Consider the following 19345-nt stretch of genomic DNA (forward strand, 5'->3'; position numbering starts at 1 on the left):
GTAGGAGTAAATAAGGGTGCGCCAAGCTACAGTTTATATTGATCGTGCTGCGCTTCAATATAATTTAAACCGTGTCAGACAACTTGCCCCGACTGCCAAAATTGTCAGTATGGTCAAAGCCAATGCTTATGGACATGGCGTTAAAGACTGCTTAGCAGCCTTACAAGACAGCGATGCCTTTGGTGTCGCCTGTTTACAAGAAGCACTGGAAATTCGTGAACTGGGGTTCCAGCAACCCATCACCTTGATTGAAGGCGTGTTCACTGAAGATGAAATGCCAATTGTCATTGAACAGAATATCGAGATTGTGGTGCATCAGCCTGAACAGGTTACATGGCTCATTGCGCACAAAGATGCCTATATCTCTAAAAATCTGAAAGTCTGGGTTAAGCTCAACAGCGGCATGAACCGTCTGGGCTTTAAACTTAAGGTGATTAAAGAGGTCATTCAGCAATTAAAATCGGCTGGTTTTACATGTGTTCTGGCGATGCACTTTGCCAATGCAGATGCCGATCATCCACTGAATGATGAACAGATCCGTCAGTTTCTGGAAGTGAAAAACGACTGTGCCCCAATTTTAGCTTCGTGCTGTAATTCTGCCGCCATCTATAAATATCCGGAACTGCATTTTGACTTTGTCCGTCCCGGTATCATGCTTTACGGCGCAACCCCGTTTGCAGATCGAGATATTCATGCGCTTGATTTAAAACCGGTGATGACCTTTAGCGCAGAAATTATTGCCTTAAATGAGATTCAGGCCGGTGAACAGGTTGGTTATGGCTCGACCTTTACTGCCGATAAAGCTATACAACTGGCTATTGTGTCCATTGGCTACGGTGATGGTTATCCACGTGCCTTCTTTGCGCAGAATTTTGTCGCCATTAACGGCCAAAAAGCAGTGGTAGTCGGTCGTGTTGCCATGGATATGATTGCTATTGATGTAACGGGATTGGATGTTCAGTTAGGCACGGAAGTCGAACTTTGGGGCAAGCAACGATTAGTGGATGATGTTGCTGCAGCCAATGGCACCATTGGTTATGAGCTGTTGTGCCGCTTAACCCAGCGTCCGGACCGTAAAGTTATTTAATCTTTTCAATAAAAGAGAATCTCAATGGAGGTTCTTTTTTTATTCTTTTTATAACGCAGGCAGCAGATTTAAGCCACCTCATCTACCACCGAATGATTTAGCGCCTCATATAGCACCTGAAGCAATCCATCAACCTGTGTGGCATTTAATTGATGCGGTAAAAATTGCGCATGACCGAGTTGCTGGAAATAGGCTTTAATCTCGCTATTACGCATCACATATTTCATAGCCCAATCCTGAAAACGCTGCTGGGCAACATGATTCTCGGTAAAAATCTGGATATTCTGATGACGCGGATCACCAACAATCCCGGCAAAAATTTCCTGAACGGCCTGTTCATCACCTTGCAGACATTGAAAAAAATAACCCTCTGCATAGCACAGCACACCCGATACCTGATGCTGGGTATTAGCATTGCGCGCTTCGATCAGAATATTGCGTAAATCTTGCAGTAAATTTTCAGCCGTCGAGGTACTCTGGCTGGCATAGCAAAGCTGAAACATATTCAAGTCCTAATCATGATCTGTACGAATATTTTTTGATTTTCTTAAGGATTTATCATTCAAGGAAAACTTGATTAAAATAAAGGGACTGAGCTTTTAAGTCAAATAATCTTCGGTTGGCACCGGCAATTCCTGCAACCCGCGTCTTAAGGTATCGGACCACTGCTTGCTGATATATTCAAAGTACGGGTCTTCTTCGCAAATACGTTTGCCCAAAGGAATATGCAGGCTGTCTTTATGATAAACCATACAGTCCAGCGGCATACCCACGGACACATTGGAACGTAAAGTGGAATCAAAAGAAATCAGGCCGCAGCGTAAGGCATCTTCCAGCGACATATCATAGCGTAAGGCCCGGTCAAGAATTGGTTTGCCATATTTGCTTTCTCCAATCTGGAAAAACGGCGTATCACGCGTGGCGCAAATAAAATTGCCTTGCGGATAAATATGATACAGCTGCATCGGCTCGCCTTTAATCTGCCCGCCCACCAGCAAATTGCAATAATAATTATGCTGCTCGTCTTTATCGTCGGTAACATCCTGAATGACTTTTTTCAGCAAACAACCCACCAATTCTGCCACTTCAAACATGGTTTTGACACTATATAAATGCGGTTCCTGGTTTAAAGTCAGATGATTTTTTAAATGACCGATGACTGCCTGTGTGGTCGCTAGGTTGCCCGAGGTCTGAATGGTAATCAGGCGCTCGCCTTCCACCCCAAAGGTATACAGCTTGCGAAATACCGAAATGTGATCGACCCCGGCATTGGTACGCGAATCACTAATAAACACCAGACCATCTTTTAAACGCAGCGCACAGCAATACGTCATAGCATTATCCTTTTAATTGTCATCCATTACTTAGCAGGCCAGAACCTGCACCATGGTCTGCATGTGCTCGATGCCGCCTTTTTCTCTTACGCCACGGACCGGCGCCACATCCCAATAATCCCGCCCGACGGCCAGATAGACATGCGAGTCTGGCTGAAAAGCCAGATTGCTGACATCAAAACAGTACCAGTGCTGTTCTAAAAATACCTCTACCCAGGCATGGCTGGCAAGATGTGAACTGTTGCTGCTATATAAATAACCGGAAACATAACGTGCCGGGATGCCTAAAGATTTACACATGGCAATCAGCACATGGGCATGGTCCTGACAGACGCCCTGTTTGGCCTGAAAGGCTTCAATGGCGGTGGTCTGCACCGAAGTTTGGGCCGGACGGTATGGCATATGGCTTAAAATCGCTTCTGACAAACGGATCAGGTTGTCACGATTCACCTGCAACACATACTGCCGTGCAAAACACTGCATTTCAGGGCTGCACAGCGTGCTGGCTGTTGGTTGTAAAAATAGATAGGGATTCAGCTGATCTTGCAGGCCCCAGCGTGTCTGCGGACGCAACTCGACAATGCCCTGCGCCATAATACTCAGACTTTGATAGCTAAAGCGCTGGGTGCTGGTCATCCAGATATTCTGAAAAGCATCCTGTTTAATCTCGGATTCCCCTGGCACACTAATCGCCCAATGATGAACCTGTTGATGGGCATTGTTCGGCGGGGTCATTTTAATATATTGAATACTGTTACAGGCCGGTGCCGAATAATGATAATGGGTCTGGTGATTAATCATGAGCCTCATGCATCGGCCTCGAACAGTTGCTGGATATGGTCACTAAACTGGTAAAAATGCATGCTGTCGGGCTGCTGCTTCAGCTTCATCCAGATTTCGGGTAAAGAATCCCAGCCGGCTTGGGTCAATAACCCTACCACCACTTCAATATAATAGACCGTGCCCTGAATATCCTGCTTTAAGCGCAATTGCCGGTCCAGTTGCTCGAGATGCTGCCCCAGTTTAAAGAACAGGAAAATATCAGATGCTTCAGCTTCTAAGACTTCATGACAATCTCCAACTACATCACAGATATAGGCCGGATTTTCTTTGGCATTTTTAATGTACTGGTTTAATTCGGCATAGGCATGTGCCGACAAGACCCCGCGTAAATCCTGAATATTATCTTTGGCATACTGAAACTGCTGATGAAAAGAGGCGGGCTGTTCCGGATTTAGAATCAGCTCATTTAAAGATGCCGCATCAAAGGCTGGCAAACAGAATGCGTGTGCATACTGCAAGGCATCATCATTATATTTAAATGGAAACTGACTGCATAAATACTGGATGCGGGTCAAATAACGACCCAACCAGAAAATCTGCTGTGCATTACGACTCAGTAAAATCACATGATTCTCCTTGGGAGTTGTTATGAATGTAAGGGATCAACCACCCAGGTATCTTTAATGCCACCACCTTGAGATGAATTGACCACCAGCGAACCGGCCTGCATGGCTACACGGGTTAAACCACCGGGAACAATTTCAGTGCGATAAGGCGAGCTGAGCACAAAAGGACGTAAATCAATATGCCGTTCGGCAATGCCCTGTTCGGTTAAAGTCGGACTCACCGACAGATTCAGGGTCGGCTGGGCAATGTAGGCTTGCGGTGCGGCCAGAATTTTCATTTTAAACTCGGCCAGTTGCTCCTCGGAGGCTTGAGGACCAATCAGCATGCCATATCCACCTGAACCTTGTGCTTCTTTCACTACCAACTGTTCCAGATGTTCCAGCACATAGGCCAGATCATCTGCTTCGCGGCATTGATAGGTCGGGACATTATTTAAGATTGGTTGTTCACCCAAATAGAAATGAATCATTTTATCGACATAAGGATAAATGGATTTGTCATCGGCCACCCCGGTTCCCGGCGCATTGGCGATGACGACGTGATGCTGTAAATAGGCCGACATCAGGCCCGGTACACCCAAGGTGCTGTCCGGTTTGAAACAGAGCGGGTCTAAAAATGCATCATCTACCCTGCGATAAATTACATCAACCTGCTGTTTGCCCCGCACCGTTTTCACATAAACCTTGTCATTTAATACAAACAGGTCACTCGATGTTACCAAAGGTACACCCATCTCACGGGCTAAAAATGCATGTTCATAATAGGCACTGTTATAGCGCCCCGGGGTCAGCACCACAATAAAAGGCTGATCGACATAGGCATTTTCGGCCAGAATTTCTTTTAAAAGCTGCGGATAATGCTCGATGCCCTGAATATTATTCTGCTGATACAGCTGGGGAATCAGTTTCTGGCTAATCTTACGGCTTTCCAGCATATAAGACACACCCGATGGCGTTCTTAAATTGTCTTCCAGCACAAAAAATTCACCGTGCTGATCACGAATAATGTCAATGCCACTAATCTGACTATAGACCTTACCCTTCAGACCATGACCAAGCATATGTGGCTGATAGGCTTCGTGGGTCAGCACCTGCAGTTCCGGTACGATACCGGCTTTTAGAATATCCTGTTGATGATAAATATCATGTAAAAACAGATTTAGCGCCCGGGTACGCTGGGCACAGCCCAAGGCCACTGTATTCCATTGCTGCCGGGCCATAACTCGCGGAATAATATCAAAAGGAATGGTGCGCTCGGTGCCTTCCTGATCGCCATACACGGTAAAGGTAATTCCCTGATACAGAAAATGTGCTTTGGCGGCATCATTCAGTGCTGTCAGTTCTTCTAAACTGTGCTGGGTCAGCCATTGTTCGATTTTCTGCGCGGCACTATCGGCAAGGCTCTGTTCGCCCGACAATTCATTAAAAAATTCAGATTTCAATTGTTCGAATAATACAGATGATTTTTGCTGCGGCAGCGAAATATCGGTCACCGAGACCTGCACCCGCTCTAAAAGATGATCTGATGTTATTGTATCTATTGAATTTGTATCTTGATTTTCTTTCAGCATACAAACCTCATCATTGTTATCCTTTCTAATTTTATATAAGCAATTCCAGTGCCAATAATTGTGACTTAGCATTCACTCTTTCTTTATCGCCGATCTGTACAGATAAAACAAATCTTATTTTGCTTCATCTTGTATCAATTTATCGCCAGACCTCGTGCCTGCCACTTGCCAAAAAGCATGACATTTCTTATTGTGTGGACTATAGCCATGTACTCTCCAATATTTATCTCAGCGCTGATTCCAATATGTCGACACAAGAAAAAGAAACGTCCAATAGCCTCTATCGCCAGTGGCAAATCCTGTCCCGCCTTTCTACCGGAAAATGGATGGGCACCCGTGAATTACAGGAAATTCTGCAACGTGAAGGCATTGATATCAGCCTACGTACCATCCAGCGTGATTTAAACCAGATTTCGCAGCGCTTCCCGATTGAAAATAATGGCACCGTCCCGCAAGGCTGGCGCTGGCGCTCCGATGCACCGCTACAAAGCCTGCCGCACATGACCAGCTCACAGGCAGTCACCTTTATGATGGTGGAAGAACATCTCAAACATCTGTTACCACCTAGCCTGATTGAGGAAATGACTCCGTGGTTTGATCTGGCACGGCGCAGCCTGTCGACCCAGAACAATGTCCGCCAGTGGATTAACCGGGTGCGGATTGTGCCGGCCATTCAGCCGCTGATTCCGCCAGTGGTCGATAAAAGCGCACAACAGGCCATTTATGAAGGCTTATTGCAGGATAAACAGCTGGAATGTGTTTACCATCCACGTACCACCGCTTCGGAAGAAAAGACCTATATTCTGAATCCGCTGGCGCTGGTACAAAAAGGTGCAGTGATTTATCTGATTTGCACCCGACACGACAAAACCGATATTCAGACCTTTGCCCTGCATCGCTTTAAATCGGCGGAGGTATTAAATTCCCGCGCCCTGCATCCGGTTAATTTTGATATTGATGCCTATATTGAATCCGGCGCGCTGGGCTTTAGAGTCGATTACAGCAAGCCGACTGAAAATATCGAGTTGAAACTGACCATGTCAGAAGCCGATGCGCATTATTTTGAAGAAACCCGTTTAAGCAAAGACCAGCAGATTATCCAGCTGGACAATGGCTTGTATCAGGTCATTTCCAATGTACCATTTACCTCGCAACTGGTGTGGTGGCTGCGCAGTTTTGGCAAAAAACTGGTACAGATTGAACCGGCAGAAGTGTCTGACGCTGTGCATCAAGTCAATGAATAAAAAAGGTCCCAAGTCCGGGACCTAACATTTGCTTATCATTTTTTCAATTTTTTTGTTATCGCTGCTGATTTTTAGGGAAGTTGAACAGGATGCTATTGCTGTTAGCATGCCAGTTCAGCCGTATTATAACGAATGGTTTTTAAGGTCATCGTGCACTCCTCTCTGTTTGGATAAGATCACTGTAACGGCTCCAATATCATCTGTGAAATCATAAGATCTGCAGCTTAAATCTGTTTTTTCTTAAACTCAATTTCCACTTTATTTATTCAGCACATAAAAAAGCCCGCGATCTCAACCGCAGGCTTTTTCACAAATTAGGATCTTTTAAGCAGATTTACGGGCTTGGGCATTTTTACGAATGGTGATCATCACCAATTGAACTGCCGCAGGAGTCACGCCTGGAATACGACTGGCCTGTGCCAGAGTTTCCGGCAATACCTGTTTCAGCTTCATGGTGATTTCACGCGACAGACCAGATACGCCGTCATAATCAAAATCAGCCGGGATTTTGGTTTCTTCCAGACGTTTCATCTGCGCTACATCTTCATGCTGACGGTTGATATACCCTTCGTATTTTACCGCAATTTCAATCTGGTCACCGACTTGCTGCGACACTTCCGAGCCAGTCAGTTCGGCAATTTGCGTAAAAGTGATGTTCGGACGTTTAAGCAAATCAATCGCAGAACATTCTTTGGACAGATCAGCACCGGTCATCTCAACGAATTTTTTACCCATCGGGTTGTTTGGCGCAGCCCACAAGTGCTGTAAACGGCCTTTCTCACGCTCAACTGCATCCATTTTTTCACAGTAAGCATTCCAGCGTGCATCATCCACCAGACCCAGTTCACGGCCAATCGCAGTTAAACGCTGATCCGCATTGTCTTCACGCAGCATTAAACGGTATTCAGCACGTGAGGTGAACATTCGGTACGGTTCTTTGGTTCCCAAGGTAATCAGGTCATCAACCAGCACGCCCATATACGCTTCATCACGTTTTGGCGTCCACTGTTCCTGATCCCAGGCACGGCGTGCAGCGTTCAAGCCCGCAAGTAAACCCTGCGCACCCGCTTCTTCATAACCGGTGGTACCGTTGATTTGACCGGCAAAGTACAGGTTATTGATTGCTTTGGTTTCCAAGGTGAATTTCAATGCTTGCGGGTTAAAGTAATCGTATTCAATCGCATAACCCGGACGCAGAATATGCGCATTTTCCATACCGCGGATTGAGCGCACCAGTTCAAACTGCACGTCAAATGGCAGTGACGTTGAAATCCCGTTTGGATACAGCTCATGGGTATCTAAACCTTCAGGCTCCAAGAAGACTTGGTGCGAATCTTTGTCGGCAAAACGGTGAATTTTATCTTCAATCGAAGGACAGTAACGTGGACCTACCCCTTCAATCACGCCGGTATACATTGGCGAACGATCCAAACCACCACGGATAATGTCATGGGTTTTTTCATTGGTATGCGTGATATAGCAGTTAACCTGTTCAGGATGCATCGAGGCATCGCCCATAAATGACATCACTGGAGATGGGAAATCACCCGGCTGCGGGGTCATCACCGAAAAATCAACTGAACGTGCATCAATACGCGGTGGAGTCCCAGTTTTTAAACGGCCCACTGGTAGTTGTAATTCACGTAAACGGTGTGCCAGAGAAATAGAGGGTGGATCACCGGCACGACCACCGCTGGATTTTTCCAGACCGACGTGAATCACGCCACCCAGGAAGGTCCCGGCAGTCAATACTACCGTTTTGGCATCAAAGCGAATGCCCATTTGGGTGACCACACCTTTAACGGTATCGCCTTCTACAATCAGGTCATCCGCCGCTTGCTGGAAAATATCCAAGTTTGCTTGGTTCTCAAGCGTTTCACGAATCGCGGCTTTATAACGCACACGGTCAGCCTGCGCACGTGTAGCACGCACTGCAGCACCTTTACGCGAGTTCAGAATACGGAATTGAATCCCGCCTTTATCGGCAGCCAGCGCCATCGCACCGCCCAAGGCATCAATTTCACGCACCAGATGCGATTTACCAATACCACCAATGGCCGGGTTACAGCTCATCTGCCCCAAAGTCTCAATGTTATGAGTTAAGAGCAAGGTTTGTCGGCCCATACGCGCTGCAGCCAAAGCCGCTTCCGTACCCGCGTGACCGCCGCCGATAACAATGACATCGTAAACTTTAGGATAATGCATAGTGGTAAATTGAGAGATAAAAAGAAATGACAGAATATTATAGCAAAAGCCGGCGTATAAGTTGACAGATTAAGTCAATTTTATTTGGATTTTCTCGTGGTTTTTCACCTGATTGATCGCCTGGCAATGTAAATGAACGTTGCAGATATACCGCAAATAAAAACATTTCATATTAAAAATTAACCAGATATAGGTTGTTTTATTTTGATTATTTTTTATCCTAAATCATGTACTCATTACAAACAAGCACAGGTACGAATTATGAATAAGAAGATACTCCTCTCATCCATCCTCTGCGGTTTATGTTTATCTCCATTTGCAGCTGTACAGGCAAATGACAAAGTTGAAAAAGTGTACGATTCACAGCGCTATCAGAATGTCTGTAAAGGCAAATCTCAAGGTGCTGCTGTCAGCTTTGCCTATCGTGGCATTATCTGGAACGGCACCTGCCAGCCACAGTTTTTCCCGGCAGACAGAAAACTCGATATTCAGGGTGATGAAGCTGCACTGTATACCACCTGTGGCCAAGACATGAATGCAACCACGGCAACCATTTCTGGTGCAGAAGTTCGTGGTAAATGTGCCCTTGGATTTACCCCGCCGCGTCCTGCTCAAATGTAAACTCCAACCCGATTCACATCTAGTCAAAATATGTGAACTCAATCAAGAAAACAGCCATTTATTACCAAGTAAATGGCTGTTTTTATTATTTTTATAGTTGATTTAAAACTCAACTCAATTACACTGAAACTGGGGAAAATAAGAATTAAATAGGATGATGCCATGCAAAGCGGCATTTTTACCTTCTTTCTACCGCTAACCTTGGCGGTATTAATGATGGGTTTGGGCTTGCTACTCAGCCCTAAAGATTTTATTCGGGTCAATCAGCAACCGAAAGTCATTTTTATTGCCTTGTTTACCCGGCAGGTCTTGCTGGTTGGACTGGCATTTATTCTCTGCCTGTTTTTAGAACTGCCTCCTTTGCTGGCAGTGGGGTTAATGCTGCTGTCGGCCACCCCTAGTGGTTCCACCTCTGCCCTGTTCAGCTATGTCTATAAAGGCGATGTGGCTTTAAATATTGTCGTGGTTGCCATCAATTCGGTGATGGCCATTTTAACCCTGCCTTTTGTGATTAGTATTGCCATGCGCTATTTTATGGCCGATCAGACCGAAATCAACATGCCAATTGAGCGGATTGCCTATACCTTCCTGCTAATTTTAGTGCCAGTCTGTCTGGGGATGGCCATTCGCTCGTCTTTTCCAGAGCTGGCCAAACGGCTGAGTAAACCGATTCGGCGCATGTCGGTATATTTTATTTTTGCCCTGTTTTTTTTCGCGCTCTTTCAGGAACGCTATCAACTGGCGCAGTATATGGAACAGGTTGGACTGGCCACCGCCCTGTATGCTTTTGTTAGTCTGGTGGCCGGTTATGTACTGCCACAACTGATGGACATTCCCGAACAGCAGGCGCGCTCCTGCGGTTTCTTTATGAGTATTCATAACACCGCGCTGTCTTTAACCCTGGCACTGTCTGTGCTGCAAAGCACCCAGATTGCCATTCCTGCCGCCATTTACACCATCTTCATGTATATGTTTGCCTTGATCTTTGGACATTTACTGGCTAGACGAATGCCGTTAAATTCGGTAAAACAGAAAGTCATAGAGTAATTTGAATAAACAGTAAAAGATATTTTGCATGAAGCAACTGTCTTTTCTCACAAGGATAAATTTGACAGGAAGGTCATATGGATTCAGGCATTATTACCGTTATGCTGCCCTTGGCGCTGGCCATTATTATGGTTGGGCTGGGGCTGGAACTCACGCCCAAAGATTTCGCACGCGTTACCAAACACCCCAAAGCAGTCCTGGTCGCACTATTTTGCCAGCTGGTATTGCTGGTCGGGATTGCCTTTTTATTATGTAAAATTCTGGCACTACCGCCGTTACTGGCCGTCGGCATGATGCTGCTGGCTGCTTCGCCGGGTGGCAGTACCGCCAACCTGTTCAGTTATTTATTTAAGGGCGATCTGGCGCTCAACATTACCTTAACCGCAATTAACTCGGTGATTGCAGCACTGACCTTACCCATTATCGTCAATTTCGCAATTGCCCACTTTTTACAGGCTGACCAAAGCATTGGCCTGCAATTCAGTAAAATCTTGCAGGTATTCGGGATTATTATTGTGCCGGTGATTATTGGCATGTTAATTCGTCATTATGCCCCGCGACTGACCGAGAAACTGAATAAACCGTTACGGATTTTTGCAGTGATCTTTCTGATTTTAATTATCATCGGGGCTATTGTGCAGGAGCGACACAATATCCTGAATTATATTGGTGATATTGGCCTGGCTACCGCACTGTTCTGTATTTCCAGTCTGGTGATTGGTTACTTCGTCCCACGCCTGTTTGGGATTAATAGCGCCCAGGCCCGTGCCAGTGCCTTTGAAATTGGGATTCATAACAGCACGCTTGCCATGACCATTGCCTTAACCGTTATGGCCAGTTCAACCGTGGCCATGCCAGCGGCAGTCTATTCTATTTTCATGTATATCTTCGCCGCCATTTTTGGCATGTTATTAAACCGCTTTGTGCCGATTGCCGAACCCAAGCCTGTGGTGGCAAACAGTTAAGTACTTTTTTCACCCAAGGATGTCGCGCTGGCATCCTTTTTATTTTGTACATTGGTAGGCGAAACCGATTGCCTTCCGCTACAATATCCTTTTGAAAAAACAAATTAGGTTATTCCTGTGAAGTGGTTACAAATACATATTACTGTTGATCAAGCTCAAGTCGACTTTACTGAAACATTACTCAGCTCACTTGGCGCCGTGAGTGTAACGCTGGATGATGCTGAAAATCAGGACTTGCTTGAACCACTTCCAGGCGAAACACCGCTGTGGAACAAGGTGATTGTGACCGGTATTTATGCACAGGACGAAAACGAAGAAATTGATGTGGCTGCGCTGGAAACTTTCATTCGCACTCAACTGCCAGATGCACCAATGCGTAGCGAATTCCTGGAAGATCAGGTCTGGGAACGCTCATGGATGGATTATTACGAGCCAATCCAGATTGCTGAAAAATTCTGGATTGTACCGGAATGGCTAGAGCCCCCTGAAGCAGATGCGGTGAATATTAAACTGGATCCGGGTCTGGCCTTTGGTACCGGTAACCATGCCTCAACGTTCCTGTGCCTGCAATGGTTAGGTAAAACCGATGTTAAAGATAAAATCGTCATCGACTATGGTTGCGGTTCTGGCATTTTAGGTGTTGCTGCCCTACTTTTAGGTGCGAAAAAAGTCTATGCCACTGATATTGACCCACAAGCGGTTTTAGCCACCCAGCAAAATGCTGAATTGAATGGCGTACTGGATCGTCTGTTTGTCGGTCTGCCTGAAGAGTTTAATGAAACCTTAAAAGATCAGAAAGCCGATGTACTGGTTGCCAACATTCTGGCTGGCCCGTTAATGATGCTTGCGCCTGAATTCGCAACTTTAACCAAATCTGAGGGAGAGTTCGCACTTGCAGGTGTAATAGAAGAGCAAGTTGCTGAAGTTTCTAGTGTTTATTCTGAATTTTTTGATATATTAGAGGTCGAAAAACGTGAAGAAAACTGGTGCCGAATTTCCGGGAAGCGCCAGCCGCATTAATTAACCTCTATAGATCTTATGAGTGAAAAGCAGACCAAGTGCCCCGAGTGTTTAACCACCTATAAAGTTTCTGTTGCACAGCTTACAGTGGCTCAGGGCATGGTTTGCTGTCCCAAATGTGCATCCACCTTTAATGCACTCTCGCATCTGGTGCAGCCAAAGCCTGCGCCAACCCAGCTCGAATACAACGGTTTTACTGGCGGCCAGGTCAGCTCACCTGTTCTGGCCGATCATGGTCTGACTTTTGACGACACGCATGAAACCCATCTACTGGATATTTTTGACCGTAAGGTTGAACATTCCAATATTGATTTAAAGACCTACTTAAACAATCTGAATTATTTCAGCACCGAACCGATTGCCAGTATTCCCTCGATGAATCTGTCTGAAAATGAACTGCAGCAAGAACGCAAGAAACATGGTGCGGGCTATTACACGCTGTGGGGTATTGTCAATTTTAGTCTGGTCGGTTTGCTGATTTTCCAGATTCTATGGTTTAACCCGAAATTCATGAACAACAGCCCTGCCCTGACTGTGGCTTTTAACGGGGTCTGCCAGCTGTTTAACTGTGAAACCTTTGAAAAGCAGTACAGCCTGATTTCAATTAACCGTGTGCGGGTGAAACGCTATGACCATGAACATACCTTGTTCTCCGGCGAGCTGATCAATTTTCATGACAAGAGTTTGGTATTGCCAAAACTGAAAATCACCTTAAAAGATGATAATGAAGAAGTGGCGACCTATGTACTCGAACCGAAAGAGTATTTAATTAAAAGTCTGGCCAGCATTGAGCGGATTCCAAAAAATACCCCATTCAAGTTTGAAATTCAGCTGCCAGTGACCCGAAAAAGCTTTGATACCTATAATTTAGAAATTATCAAGCCTTAAAAATTAAAAAAAAATGTAAAAAAAGTGCAGTTTTCTTGCTCACTTTTTCTAAGACAATGGTATGATACGCGCCACGTAAGCTTAGTGCTGCATACTCCTCAGTAATTCAAAACAAATAGAAACTCGCAGAATGCGCCTTATTTTCAATAACGCGTATTGAGCAGGTTTTTTCGTTTCGATTTTTGGTCTGTAACAATTATTAATCTATTGTTACGCTTATTTTTCGACCAGCGCTGTGAGTTGTGGCAAGCTAAATGTTCCAGTTTTAGAACTCTCGTTTTAGGATCTAAAACGGGGTTCATTTATTTATAGACCACATTTATATATCACTTTACCCAAGTGATATCTGATTTTTCGGATTAATTCGCATGAATAGCAAATCTCCTATTTTTACTGCACAATCTGATGTCGCTCTTCGTATCCACGTTGATCGCGCAGTTCGCCATTACTTTGCTCAATTGCAAGGCGAGCAACCTTCTCAGGTGTATGACATGGTGCTAGCAGAAATGGAGAAACCTCTTTTATCTGTAGTTCTAGAATATACACGTGGCAACCAGACACGTGCTGCCGAGATTCTAGGCTTAAACCGTGGTACTTTACGTAAAAAGTTAAAAGCTCACGGTTTAATGAGTGAATAAATGATAAAATGCTCGCGGCTTTCGTGGGCATTTTTTTTAACCGCATTTTGCTAATGTTTTAATCTGTTTTTTGATAACTGTGACGAAAATCATGACTATTAAACGCGCTTTAATCTCTGTTTCTGACAAAACTGGAATTGTTGAATTTGCACAAAATCTAGTGGCTCTTGGGGTAGAAATTTTATCTACAGGCGGTACATATAAGTTGCTTAAAGACAACAATATCGCTGTAGTTGAAGTTTCAGAGCACACCGGTTTTCCAGAAATGATGGATGGTCGTGTAAAAACTTTACATCCTAAAATTCATGGCGGCATTCTGGCTCGTCGCGGTCTAGACGAAGCTGTAATGGCAGAACACAACATCGATGCAATCGATTTGGTGGTAGTGAACCTTTATCCATTTGCAGCAACGGTTGCAAAACCTGACTGCACCCTGCCAGATGCGATTGAAAACATCGACATCGGTGGTCCAACCATGGTTCGTGCTGCGGCGAAAAACCATGCGTCTGTCGGTATCGTCGTCAACGCATCTGACTATGCGACTGTTATTGCCGAGCTTAAAGCTGAAGGCAGCCTGTCATACGCAACCCGTTTTGACCTGGCAGTGAAAGCATTTGAACATACTGCACAATACGACGGCATGATCGCATCTTACTTAGGCGCTCGCGTAGGTAAAGAACAAGGCGAAGCAGACAAATTTGCGCGTACGTTCAATACACAATTGAACAAAGCACAAGATTTACGTTACGGTGAAAACCCGCATCAATCGGCTGCATTCTATGTAGACCCAGCGGCAACTGAAGCATCTGTTTCAACAGCTAAACAGCTGCAAGGTAAAGAACTTTCTTATAACAACATCGCCGACACTGATGCTGCGCTTGAATGCGTGAAATCATTCGCGAAACCTGCTTGTGTGATCGTAAAACACGCCAACCCATGTGGTGTTGCGGTATCTTTAGACGGCATTCAAGCGGCTTACGACTTGGCTTATGCAACCGATCCTGAATCTGCATTCGGTGGCATCATTGCATTCAACCGTGAATTAGACGTTGCAACTGCACAAGCCATTGTTGACCGTCAATTCGTTGAAGTGATTATTGCACCAAGCGTTGCTGAAGGTGTTTTGGACGTGACTGGCGCGAAGAAAAACGTACGTGTACTGGTCTGTGGCGAATTACCAGCAATTGACGAACGTGCGCCACAAATGGACTACAAACGTGTCAACGGTGGTTTGCTGGTGCAAGACCAAGACTTGGGCATGATCACCAAAGATGATCTTAAAGTGGTGACCAAACGTGCTCCAACCGAGCAAGAAATTGACGACATGATCTTTGCCTGGAAAGTGGCGAAATACGTGAAGTCTAACGCGATTGTGTATGCGAAAAACCGTCAAACCATCGGTGTGGGCGCAGGCCAAATGAGCCGTGTAAACTCTGCGCGTATTGCAGCAATTAAAGCTGAACATGCAGGCCTCGTGGTTGAAGGTGCAGTGATGGCATCTGACGCATTCTTCCCGTTCCGTGATGGTATTGATAACGCTGCGAAAGCAGGGATCAAATGCATTATCCAGCCGGGTGGTTCTATGCGTGATGAAGAAACCATTGCAGCAGCTGACGAAGCTGGTATTGCCATGGTGTTCACTGGCATGCGTCACTTCCGTCACTAATTAACTAAATTAATTAGAAGTCGTATTTAATCATCCCCCTAAATCCCCCTTTGTAAAAAGGGGGACTTTTCGCGTAAGAGAACAGTGTTTTTCGCGATTCCCCTCCCTTTCTTAAAGGGAGGTTGGGAGGGATTCAATTTTGAGGGATTTTTTAAATGAACATTTTAGTTTTGGGTAATGGCGGTCGTGAACATGCATTGGCATGGAAAATCGCACAAGATGAAAAAGTTGCTAAAGTTTTTGTTGCACCAGGCAACGCAGGTACAGCAACCGAAGCTAAATGTGAAAACATCAATTTAAGCATTTTAGACAATGCGGCGATTATCGACTTTGCAAAAAACAATGCGGTAGATTTAATCGTGGTTGGTCCTGAAGCACCGCTGGTCAATGGTGTGGTGGATGCTTGCCGTGAAGCAGGTTTAAAAATCTGGGGTCCAACCCAGTTTGCAGCGCAGCTTGAAGGCTCTAAAGCATTTGCCAAGCATTTCTTAAAACGCCACAACATTCCAACTGCATTCTATGACGTATTCACTGAAGTTGATGCAGCCAAAGCCTTTGTTGAAAAAAATGGTGCGCCGATTGTGATCAAGGCGGATGGTCTTGCTGCAGGTAAAGGCGTAATCGTGGCGATGACCAACGAAGAAGCATTTGCAGCCATTGATGACATGCTGGCAGGCAACAAATTTGGTGATGCCGGTTCTCGCGTAGTCATCGAAGAATTCCTTGTAGGTGAAGAAGCATCATTCATTTGTATGATTGATGGCGACAACATCTTGCCAATGGCCACTTCTCAAGACCATAAACGTATTTTTGAAGGCGACCAAGGTCCAAACACAGGCGGTATGGGTGCCTACTCTCCTGCGCCTGTGGTGACTGCAGACGTATTTGAGCGCGTGATGAAAGAAGTAATGCGCCCAACCGTTGACGGTATGAAAGCAGATGGTCACGTATACACCGGTTTCTTGTACGCTGGCTTGATGATTGATGAACAAGGTCAACCAAAGGTGATCGAGTTTAACTGTCGTTTCGGCGACCCTGAAACTCAACCAATCATGATGCGTTTAAAATCATCTTTGGTTGATCTGGTTGAGGCTGGTATTGCAGGTAACTTGCCAGCAGAAGCTGAATGGGATGAGCGTAAGACTGTCGGTATTGTTTTAGCATCTAAAGGCTACCCAGAAACGTCTAGCAATGGCGATGTGATTTCTGGTTTAAACACCGAAATGACCGATGCCAAAGTGTTCCATGCCGGTACAAAAGCCAATGAAAATGGTGAGATTGTCACTGCTGGTGGTCGTGTACTTTGCGTAACTGCACTAGGCAACACCATTGGTGAAGCACAAGCAAAAGCTTTAGAACTTTGCCAAAAAGTAACCTTCGACGGCGTTCAATATCGTAAAGATATTGGTTACCGTGCGATTGCGCGTGAAAATGCTTAATTCTCTCTTAGATTGATTAAGTAAAAAAACCCCGCTGAATGCGGGGGTTTTTATGCTTCTAAATTTTCCCTCTCCTCTCAGGAGAGGGTTAGGGAGAGGTGCTTTAATTTTTCATTATGAAGCCAACCCTCCGCCTCACCTTCTCCCTGAGCCATATATAGCGCAAGAGAAGGGATTTCATGTCTTATCTCATTACGGAAATTATCATTCTTTTCTTGATAAATGCATTTATGATGTATCAAGAGCTTATTAATCATTTTAACATGAAAATCCACCTCCAAACCCCTCGCCTGATCCTCCGCCAATGGCAAGACAGTGATGCATCCCCATTTATCCAAATGTGTGCCGATCCTGAAGTCATGCGCTATTTCCTCAATCCCTTGACCGAGCAGCAAAGTCTGGCTTTTATGCAACGTATCCAAAATTTTATTGCCACACACGGCTGGGGCCTGTTTGCTGTCGAACTAAAAAGCAGCAGTGAATTTATCGGGTTTATTGGCTTACATCAGCATTTGGAACACTATGATTTTGCCCCATGTATTGAAATTGGCTGGCGACTAGCCAAGCAATACTGGCACAACGGTTATGCCACCGAAGGCTCAAAAGCCGTACTGGATTATGCTTTTCGTGAGCTACAGCTGGACAACGTAGTTTCCTTTACTACCGTGCTCAACACGCCCTCGGAAAAAGTCATGCAAAAAATTGGCTTAAGCAAAGTCAAAACCTTTGCGCATCCGCTGGTGCCGGCAGATCATCCTTTACTCATGCATGTGTCTATCAAATTGATCGCCAAAGCTATCTGCAAGCGCATTAAAAATCTCAAGTTTGGATGAAAACTGTCATAGGATTGAAGGAAATAATCATTATAAAGATCTATCATCCTACCCCATCTGTGCTATATCTATTTTTACGATTTAGATTGGATAATTTTTTATATAAACATCTATAAGATTTTTTCATAGATTTAGCCCTTTCAATTCAAAATAGTAAATTGATTTATTTATTCTTTTCTTATTTTATGAACTTTACTTATGCAGGAATACGGCTAAAGGTCTAGTTTCTATACACTATTTTGTATATCAATTTATTGTTATGATGTAGACCATTTTTTCGCTATCTTCTAAAAATAAAGTTTTCAATTACATGGCTTTAAGCGCTTTTAAAGTCAATTGAAAAATACAGCAGATAGCTGAAAGCCTAAACGAATTCGCGCACTGGATGGACTTGAATCTCGCCTCTTTCGGCTCAAGTGAAATCCCGGCGCTTAAAATTATCAATAAAGTAACAGCTTGGCTGCTTCACTTTATTTGGGATGGACACATGAAAAAGTTCCTTGGCCTGGTTCTAGGTCTTTCTGTTGGTTTAGCTGGCTGTGCAAAACAGGAAACGCCGGCAACTGACGCCGCACAAACTGATGCTGCAACTGTACAAACCGTCACCATGGCATCTACCGGTTCCGATGCTGACATCTGGCGCTATATTGCGACTTTGCCTGAAACTGAAGCGGCGGGTATCAAGCTGGAAGTGAAAAACTTCACCGATTACGTTTCAATGAACACCGCTGTGGCAAACAACGAAATTGATGTGAACGCATTCCAGTCTTATGCTTATCTGGTGGCTTACAATGCCAACAATGAGCAGAAGATTGCGCCGGTTTCGACCACCTATCTTGAGCCAATGGGTATTTACTCAAGCAAAGTGAAAAAAGTGGAAGAGTTCCAGAACGGCGCGACCATTGCTATTCCGAATGATGCAGCCAATGAAGCGCGTGCCCTGCTGTTATTACAATCTGCAGGTCTGATCAAGCTGAAAGCAGGCTTCTCTCCTGCAACGGGCACTCCAAATGACATTACTGAAAATGCCAAAGCAATTGTCATCAAGCCAATTCAAATGGCGACTGCAGTTCGTGTTAAAGATGAAGTGGATGCCATTGTGCTAGGCAATACCCTAGCGATGGAAGGCGGTTTAAACGTACTGAAAGATTCAATCTTCTACGAACCAATTGACCAGAGCACCAAGCTGAACGTCAACGTATTGGCAGTTGCAGAAGCACGTAAAGATGACCCGATCCTGAAAAAAGTCGGTGAGCTTTATCACACTGAAGCGGTGAAACAGTATGTAGATCAAAACTTCGGTGGCACAAAAGTTGCGGTAAATAAACCTGTCAGCTATTTAACTGAAACCAATTAAGCATATAATGCTGAGTTAACA

The 19345-nt window shown here is 44.9% G+C and carries 18 protein-coding genes; 12 read left to right on the forward strand and 6 right to left on the reverse strand.

Translation table 11 applies throughout. The annotated features are described in order from the left end of the window. Positions 1–16: 16 nt before the first annotated feature. A complete protein-coding gene (alr, locus tag FTU69_RS10465) occupies positions 17–1087 on the forward strand; it encodes an alanine racemase (RefSeq protein ID WP_180103848.1) in 1071 nt (356 codons plus the stop codon). 68 nt (positions 1088–1155) lie between these two features. Here alr and FTU69_RS10470 read toward each other — a convergent pair whose 3' ends face one another. From FTU69_RS10470 to FTU69_RS10490, 5 genes are all read right to left on the reverse strand, one after another. Then, complete coding sequence (locus tag FTU69_RS10470; RefSeq protein WP_016659098.1) at positions 1156–1590, reverse strand: BLUF domain-containing protein; 435 nt, start codon at positions 1588–1590, stop codon at positions 1156–1158. Between the two features lie 96 nt (positions 1591–1686). Then, on the reverse strand, positions 1687–2421 hold the full coding sequence (locus FTU69_RS10475) for a proteasome-type protease (RefSeq protein WP_005178750.1): 735 nt from the start codon (positions 2419–2421) through the stop codon (positions 1687–1689). Between the two features lie 30 nt (positions 2422–2451). Then, a complete protein-coding gene (locus FTU69_RS10480; RefSeq protein WP_104491613.1) occupies positions 2452–3231 on the reverse strand; it encodes a transglutaminase family protein in 780 nt (259 codons plus the stop codon). Beyond that, positions 3228–3830: an alpha-E domain-containing protein gene (locus tag FTU69_RS10485; protein ID WP_016659100.1), complete on the reverse strand. Its 603-nt coding sequence runs from the start codon at positions 3828–3830 to the stop codon at positions 3228–3230. Before FTU69_RS10485 ends, FTU69_RS10480 begins: the two co-directional genes overlap by 4 nt. A 20-nt stretch (positions 3831–3850) precedes the next feature. Continuing rightward, positions 3851–5401, reverse strand: a complete 1551-nt coding sequence (locus FTU69_RS10490) for a circularly permuted type 2 ATP-grasp protein (protein WP_180103849.1) — start codon at positions 5399–5401, stop codon at positions 3851–3853. A gap of 245 nt (positions 5402–5646) precedes the next feature. Here FTU69_RS10490 and FTU69_RS10495 point away from each other — a divergent pair, with 245 nt between their 5' ends. Next, on the forward strand, positions 5647–6645 hold the full coding sequence (locus FTU69_RS10495; protein ID WP_016659102.1) for a YafY family protein: 999 nt from the start codon (positions 5647–5649) through the stop codon (positions 6643–6645). A 324-nt stretch (positions 6646–6969) separates the two neighbouring features. Here FTU69_RS10495 and mnmG read toward each other — a convergent pair whose 3' ends face one another. Next, a complete protein-coding gene (gene mnmG / locus FTU69_RS10500) occupies positions 6970–8850 on the reverse strand; it encodes a tRNA uridine-5-carboxymethylaminomethyl(34) synthesis enzyme MnmG (protein WP_180103850.1) in 1881 nt (626 codons plus the stop codon). A gap of 261 nt (positions 8851–9111) precedes the next feature. Here mnmG and FTU69_RS10505 point away from each other — a divergent pair, with 261 nt between their 5' ends. The 10 genes from FTU69_RS10505 to FTU69_RS10550 all read left to right on the forward strand — a co-directional run bounded on the left by FTU69_RS10505 (position 9112) and on the right by FTU69_RS10550 (position 19324). Next, complete coding sequence (locus tag FTU69_RS10505) at positions 9112–9471, forward strand: hypothetical protein (RefSeq protein ID WP_045794918.1); 360 nt, start codon at positions 9112–9114, stop codon at positions 9469–9471. A 162-nt stretch (positions 9472–9633) separates the two neighbouring features. Beyond that, entirely contained in the window at positions 9634–10518 is an 885-nt protein-coding gene (locus FTU69_RS10510) for a bile acid:sodium symporter family protein (protein ID WP_005178767.1), read from the forward strand. Between the two features lie 77 nt (positions 10519–10595). Next, positions 10596–11483, forward strand: a complete 888-nt coding sequence (locus FTU69_RS10515; protein WP_016659105.1) for a bile acid:sodium symporter family protein — start codon at positions 10596–10598, stop codon at positions 11481–11483. Between the two features lie 117 nt (positions 11484–11600). Further along, entirely contained in the window at positions 11601–12503 is a 903-nt protein-coding gene (gene prmA / locus FTU69_RS10520) for a 50S ribosomal protein L11 methyltransferase (protein ID WP_005178769.1), read from the forward strand. Positions 12504–12521: 18 nt separating this feature from the next. After that, a complete protein-coding gene (locus FTU69_RS10525) occupies positions 12522–13391 on the forward strand; it encodes a DUF3426 domain-containing protein (protein ID WP_168398733.1) in 870 nt (289 codons plus the stop codon). Between the two features lie 368 nt (positions 13392–13759). Then, positions 13760–14029: a DNA-binding transcriptional regulator Fis gene (fis, locus tag FTU69_RS10530; protein WP_001086304.1), complete on the forward strand. Its 270-nt coding sequence runs from the start codon at positions 13760–13762 to the stop codon at positions 14027–14029. 91 nt (positions 14030–14120) lie between these two features. Further along, the gene (purH, locus tag FTU69_RS10535; RefSeq protein WP_005178775.1) at positions 14121–15695 is read left to right on the forward strand and encodes a bifunctional phosphoribosylaminoimidazolecarboxamide formyltransferase/IMP cyclohydrolase; all 1575 of its coding nucleotides are present in this window, start codon (positions 14121–14123) and stop codon (positions 15693–15695) included. 155 nt (positions 15696–15850) lie between these two features. Continuing rightward, on the forward strand, positions 15851–17134 hold the full coding sequence (purD, locus tag FTU69_RS10540) for a phosphoribosylamine--glycine ligase (protein ID WP_180103851.1): 1284 nt from the start codon (positions 15851–15853) through the stop codon (positions 17132–17134). Between the two features lie 263 nt (positions 17135–17397). Further along, a complete protein-coding gene (locus tag FTU69_RS10545) occupies positions 17398–17967 on the forward strand; it encodes a GNAT family N-acetyltransferase (RefSeq protein WP_180103852.1) in 570 nt (189 codons plus the stop codon). 487 nt (positions 17968–18454) lie between these two features. Then, positions 18455–19324, forward strand: coding sequence for a MetQ/NlpA family ABC transporter substrate-binding protein (locus tag FTU69_RS10550; protein WP_075166892.1), 870 nt, complete (start codon positions 18455–18457; stop codon positions 19322–19324). Positions 19325–19345: the final 21 nt, after the last annotated feature.

Origin of the sequence: Acinetobacter sp. YH12134, from assembly GCF_013418555.1 — a bacterium.
GTDB lineage: Bacteria > Pseudomonadota > Gammaproteobacteria > Pseudomonadales > Moraxellaceae > Acinetobacter > Acinetobacter indicus.

Excerpts from the sequence above, each read along its gene's own strand:
- FTU69_RS10490 (WP_180103849.1), bottom strand. The coding sequence starts at position 5,401 with ATGCTGAAAGAAAATCAAGATACAAATTCAATAGATACAATAACATCA.
- FTU69_RS10510 (WP_005178767.1), top strand. The coding sequence starts at position 9,634 with ATGCAAAGCGGCATTTTTACCTTCTTTCTACCGCTAACCTTGGCGGTA.
- FTU69_RS10480 (WP_104491613.1), bottom strand. The coding sequence starts at position 3,231 with ATGAGGCTCATGATTAATCACCAGACCCATTATCATTATTCGGCACCG.
- FTU69_RS10495 (WP_016659102.1), top strand. The coding sequence starts at position 5,647 with ATGTCGACACAAGAAAAAGAAACGTCCAATAGCCTCTATCGCCAGTGG.
- FTU69_RS10550 (WP_075166892.1), top strand. The coding sequence starts at position 18,455 with ATGAAAAAGTTCCTTGGCCTGGTTCTAGGTCTTTCTGTTGGTTTAGCT.
- FTU69_RS10475 (WP_005178750.1), bottom strand. The coding sequence starts at position 2,421 with ATGACGTATTGCTGTGCGCTGCGTTTAAAAGATGGTCTGGTGTTTATT.
- FTU69_RS10505 (WP_045794918.1), top strand. The coding sequence starts at position 9,112 with ATGAATAAGAAGATACTCCTCTCATCCATCCTCTGCGGTTTATGTTTA.
- fis (WP_001086304.1), top strand. The coding sequence starts at position 13,760 with ATGAATAGCAAATCTCCTATTTTTACTGCACAATCTGATGTCGCTCTT.
- FTU69_RS10525 (WP_168398733.1), top strand. The coding sequence starts at position 12,522 with ATGAGTGAAAAGCAGACCAAGTGCCCCGAGTGTTTAACCACCTATAAA.
- purH (WP_005178775.1), top strand. The coding sequence starts at position 14,121 with ATGACTATTAAACGCGCTTTAATCTCTGTTTCTGACAAAACTGGAATT.
- purD (WP_180103851.1), top strand. The coding sequence starts at position 15,851 with ATGAACATTTTAGTTTTGGGTAATGGCGGTCGTGAACATGCATTGGCA.
- FTU69_RS10470 (WP_016659098.1), bottom strand. The coding sequence starts at position 1,590 with ATGTTTCAGCTTTGCTATGCCAGCCAGAGTACCTCGACGGCTGAAAAT.
- FTU69_RS10545 (WP_180103852.1), top strand. The coding sequence starts at position 17,398 with ATGAAAATCCACCTCCAAACCCCTCGCCTGATCCTCCGCCAATGGCAA.
- mnmG (WP_180103850.1), bottom strand. The coding sequence starts at position 8,850 with ATGCATTATCCTAAAGTTTACGATGTCATTGTTATCGGCGGCGGTCAC.
- FTU69_RS10515 (WP_016659105.1), top strand. The coding sequence starts at position 10,596 with ATGGATTCAGGCATTATTACCGTTATGCTGCCCTTGGCGCTGGCCATT.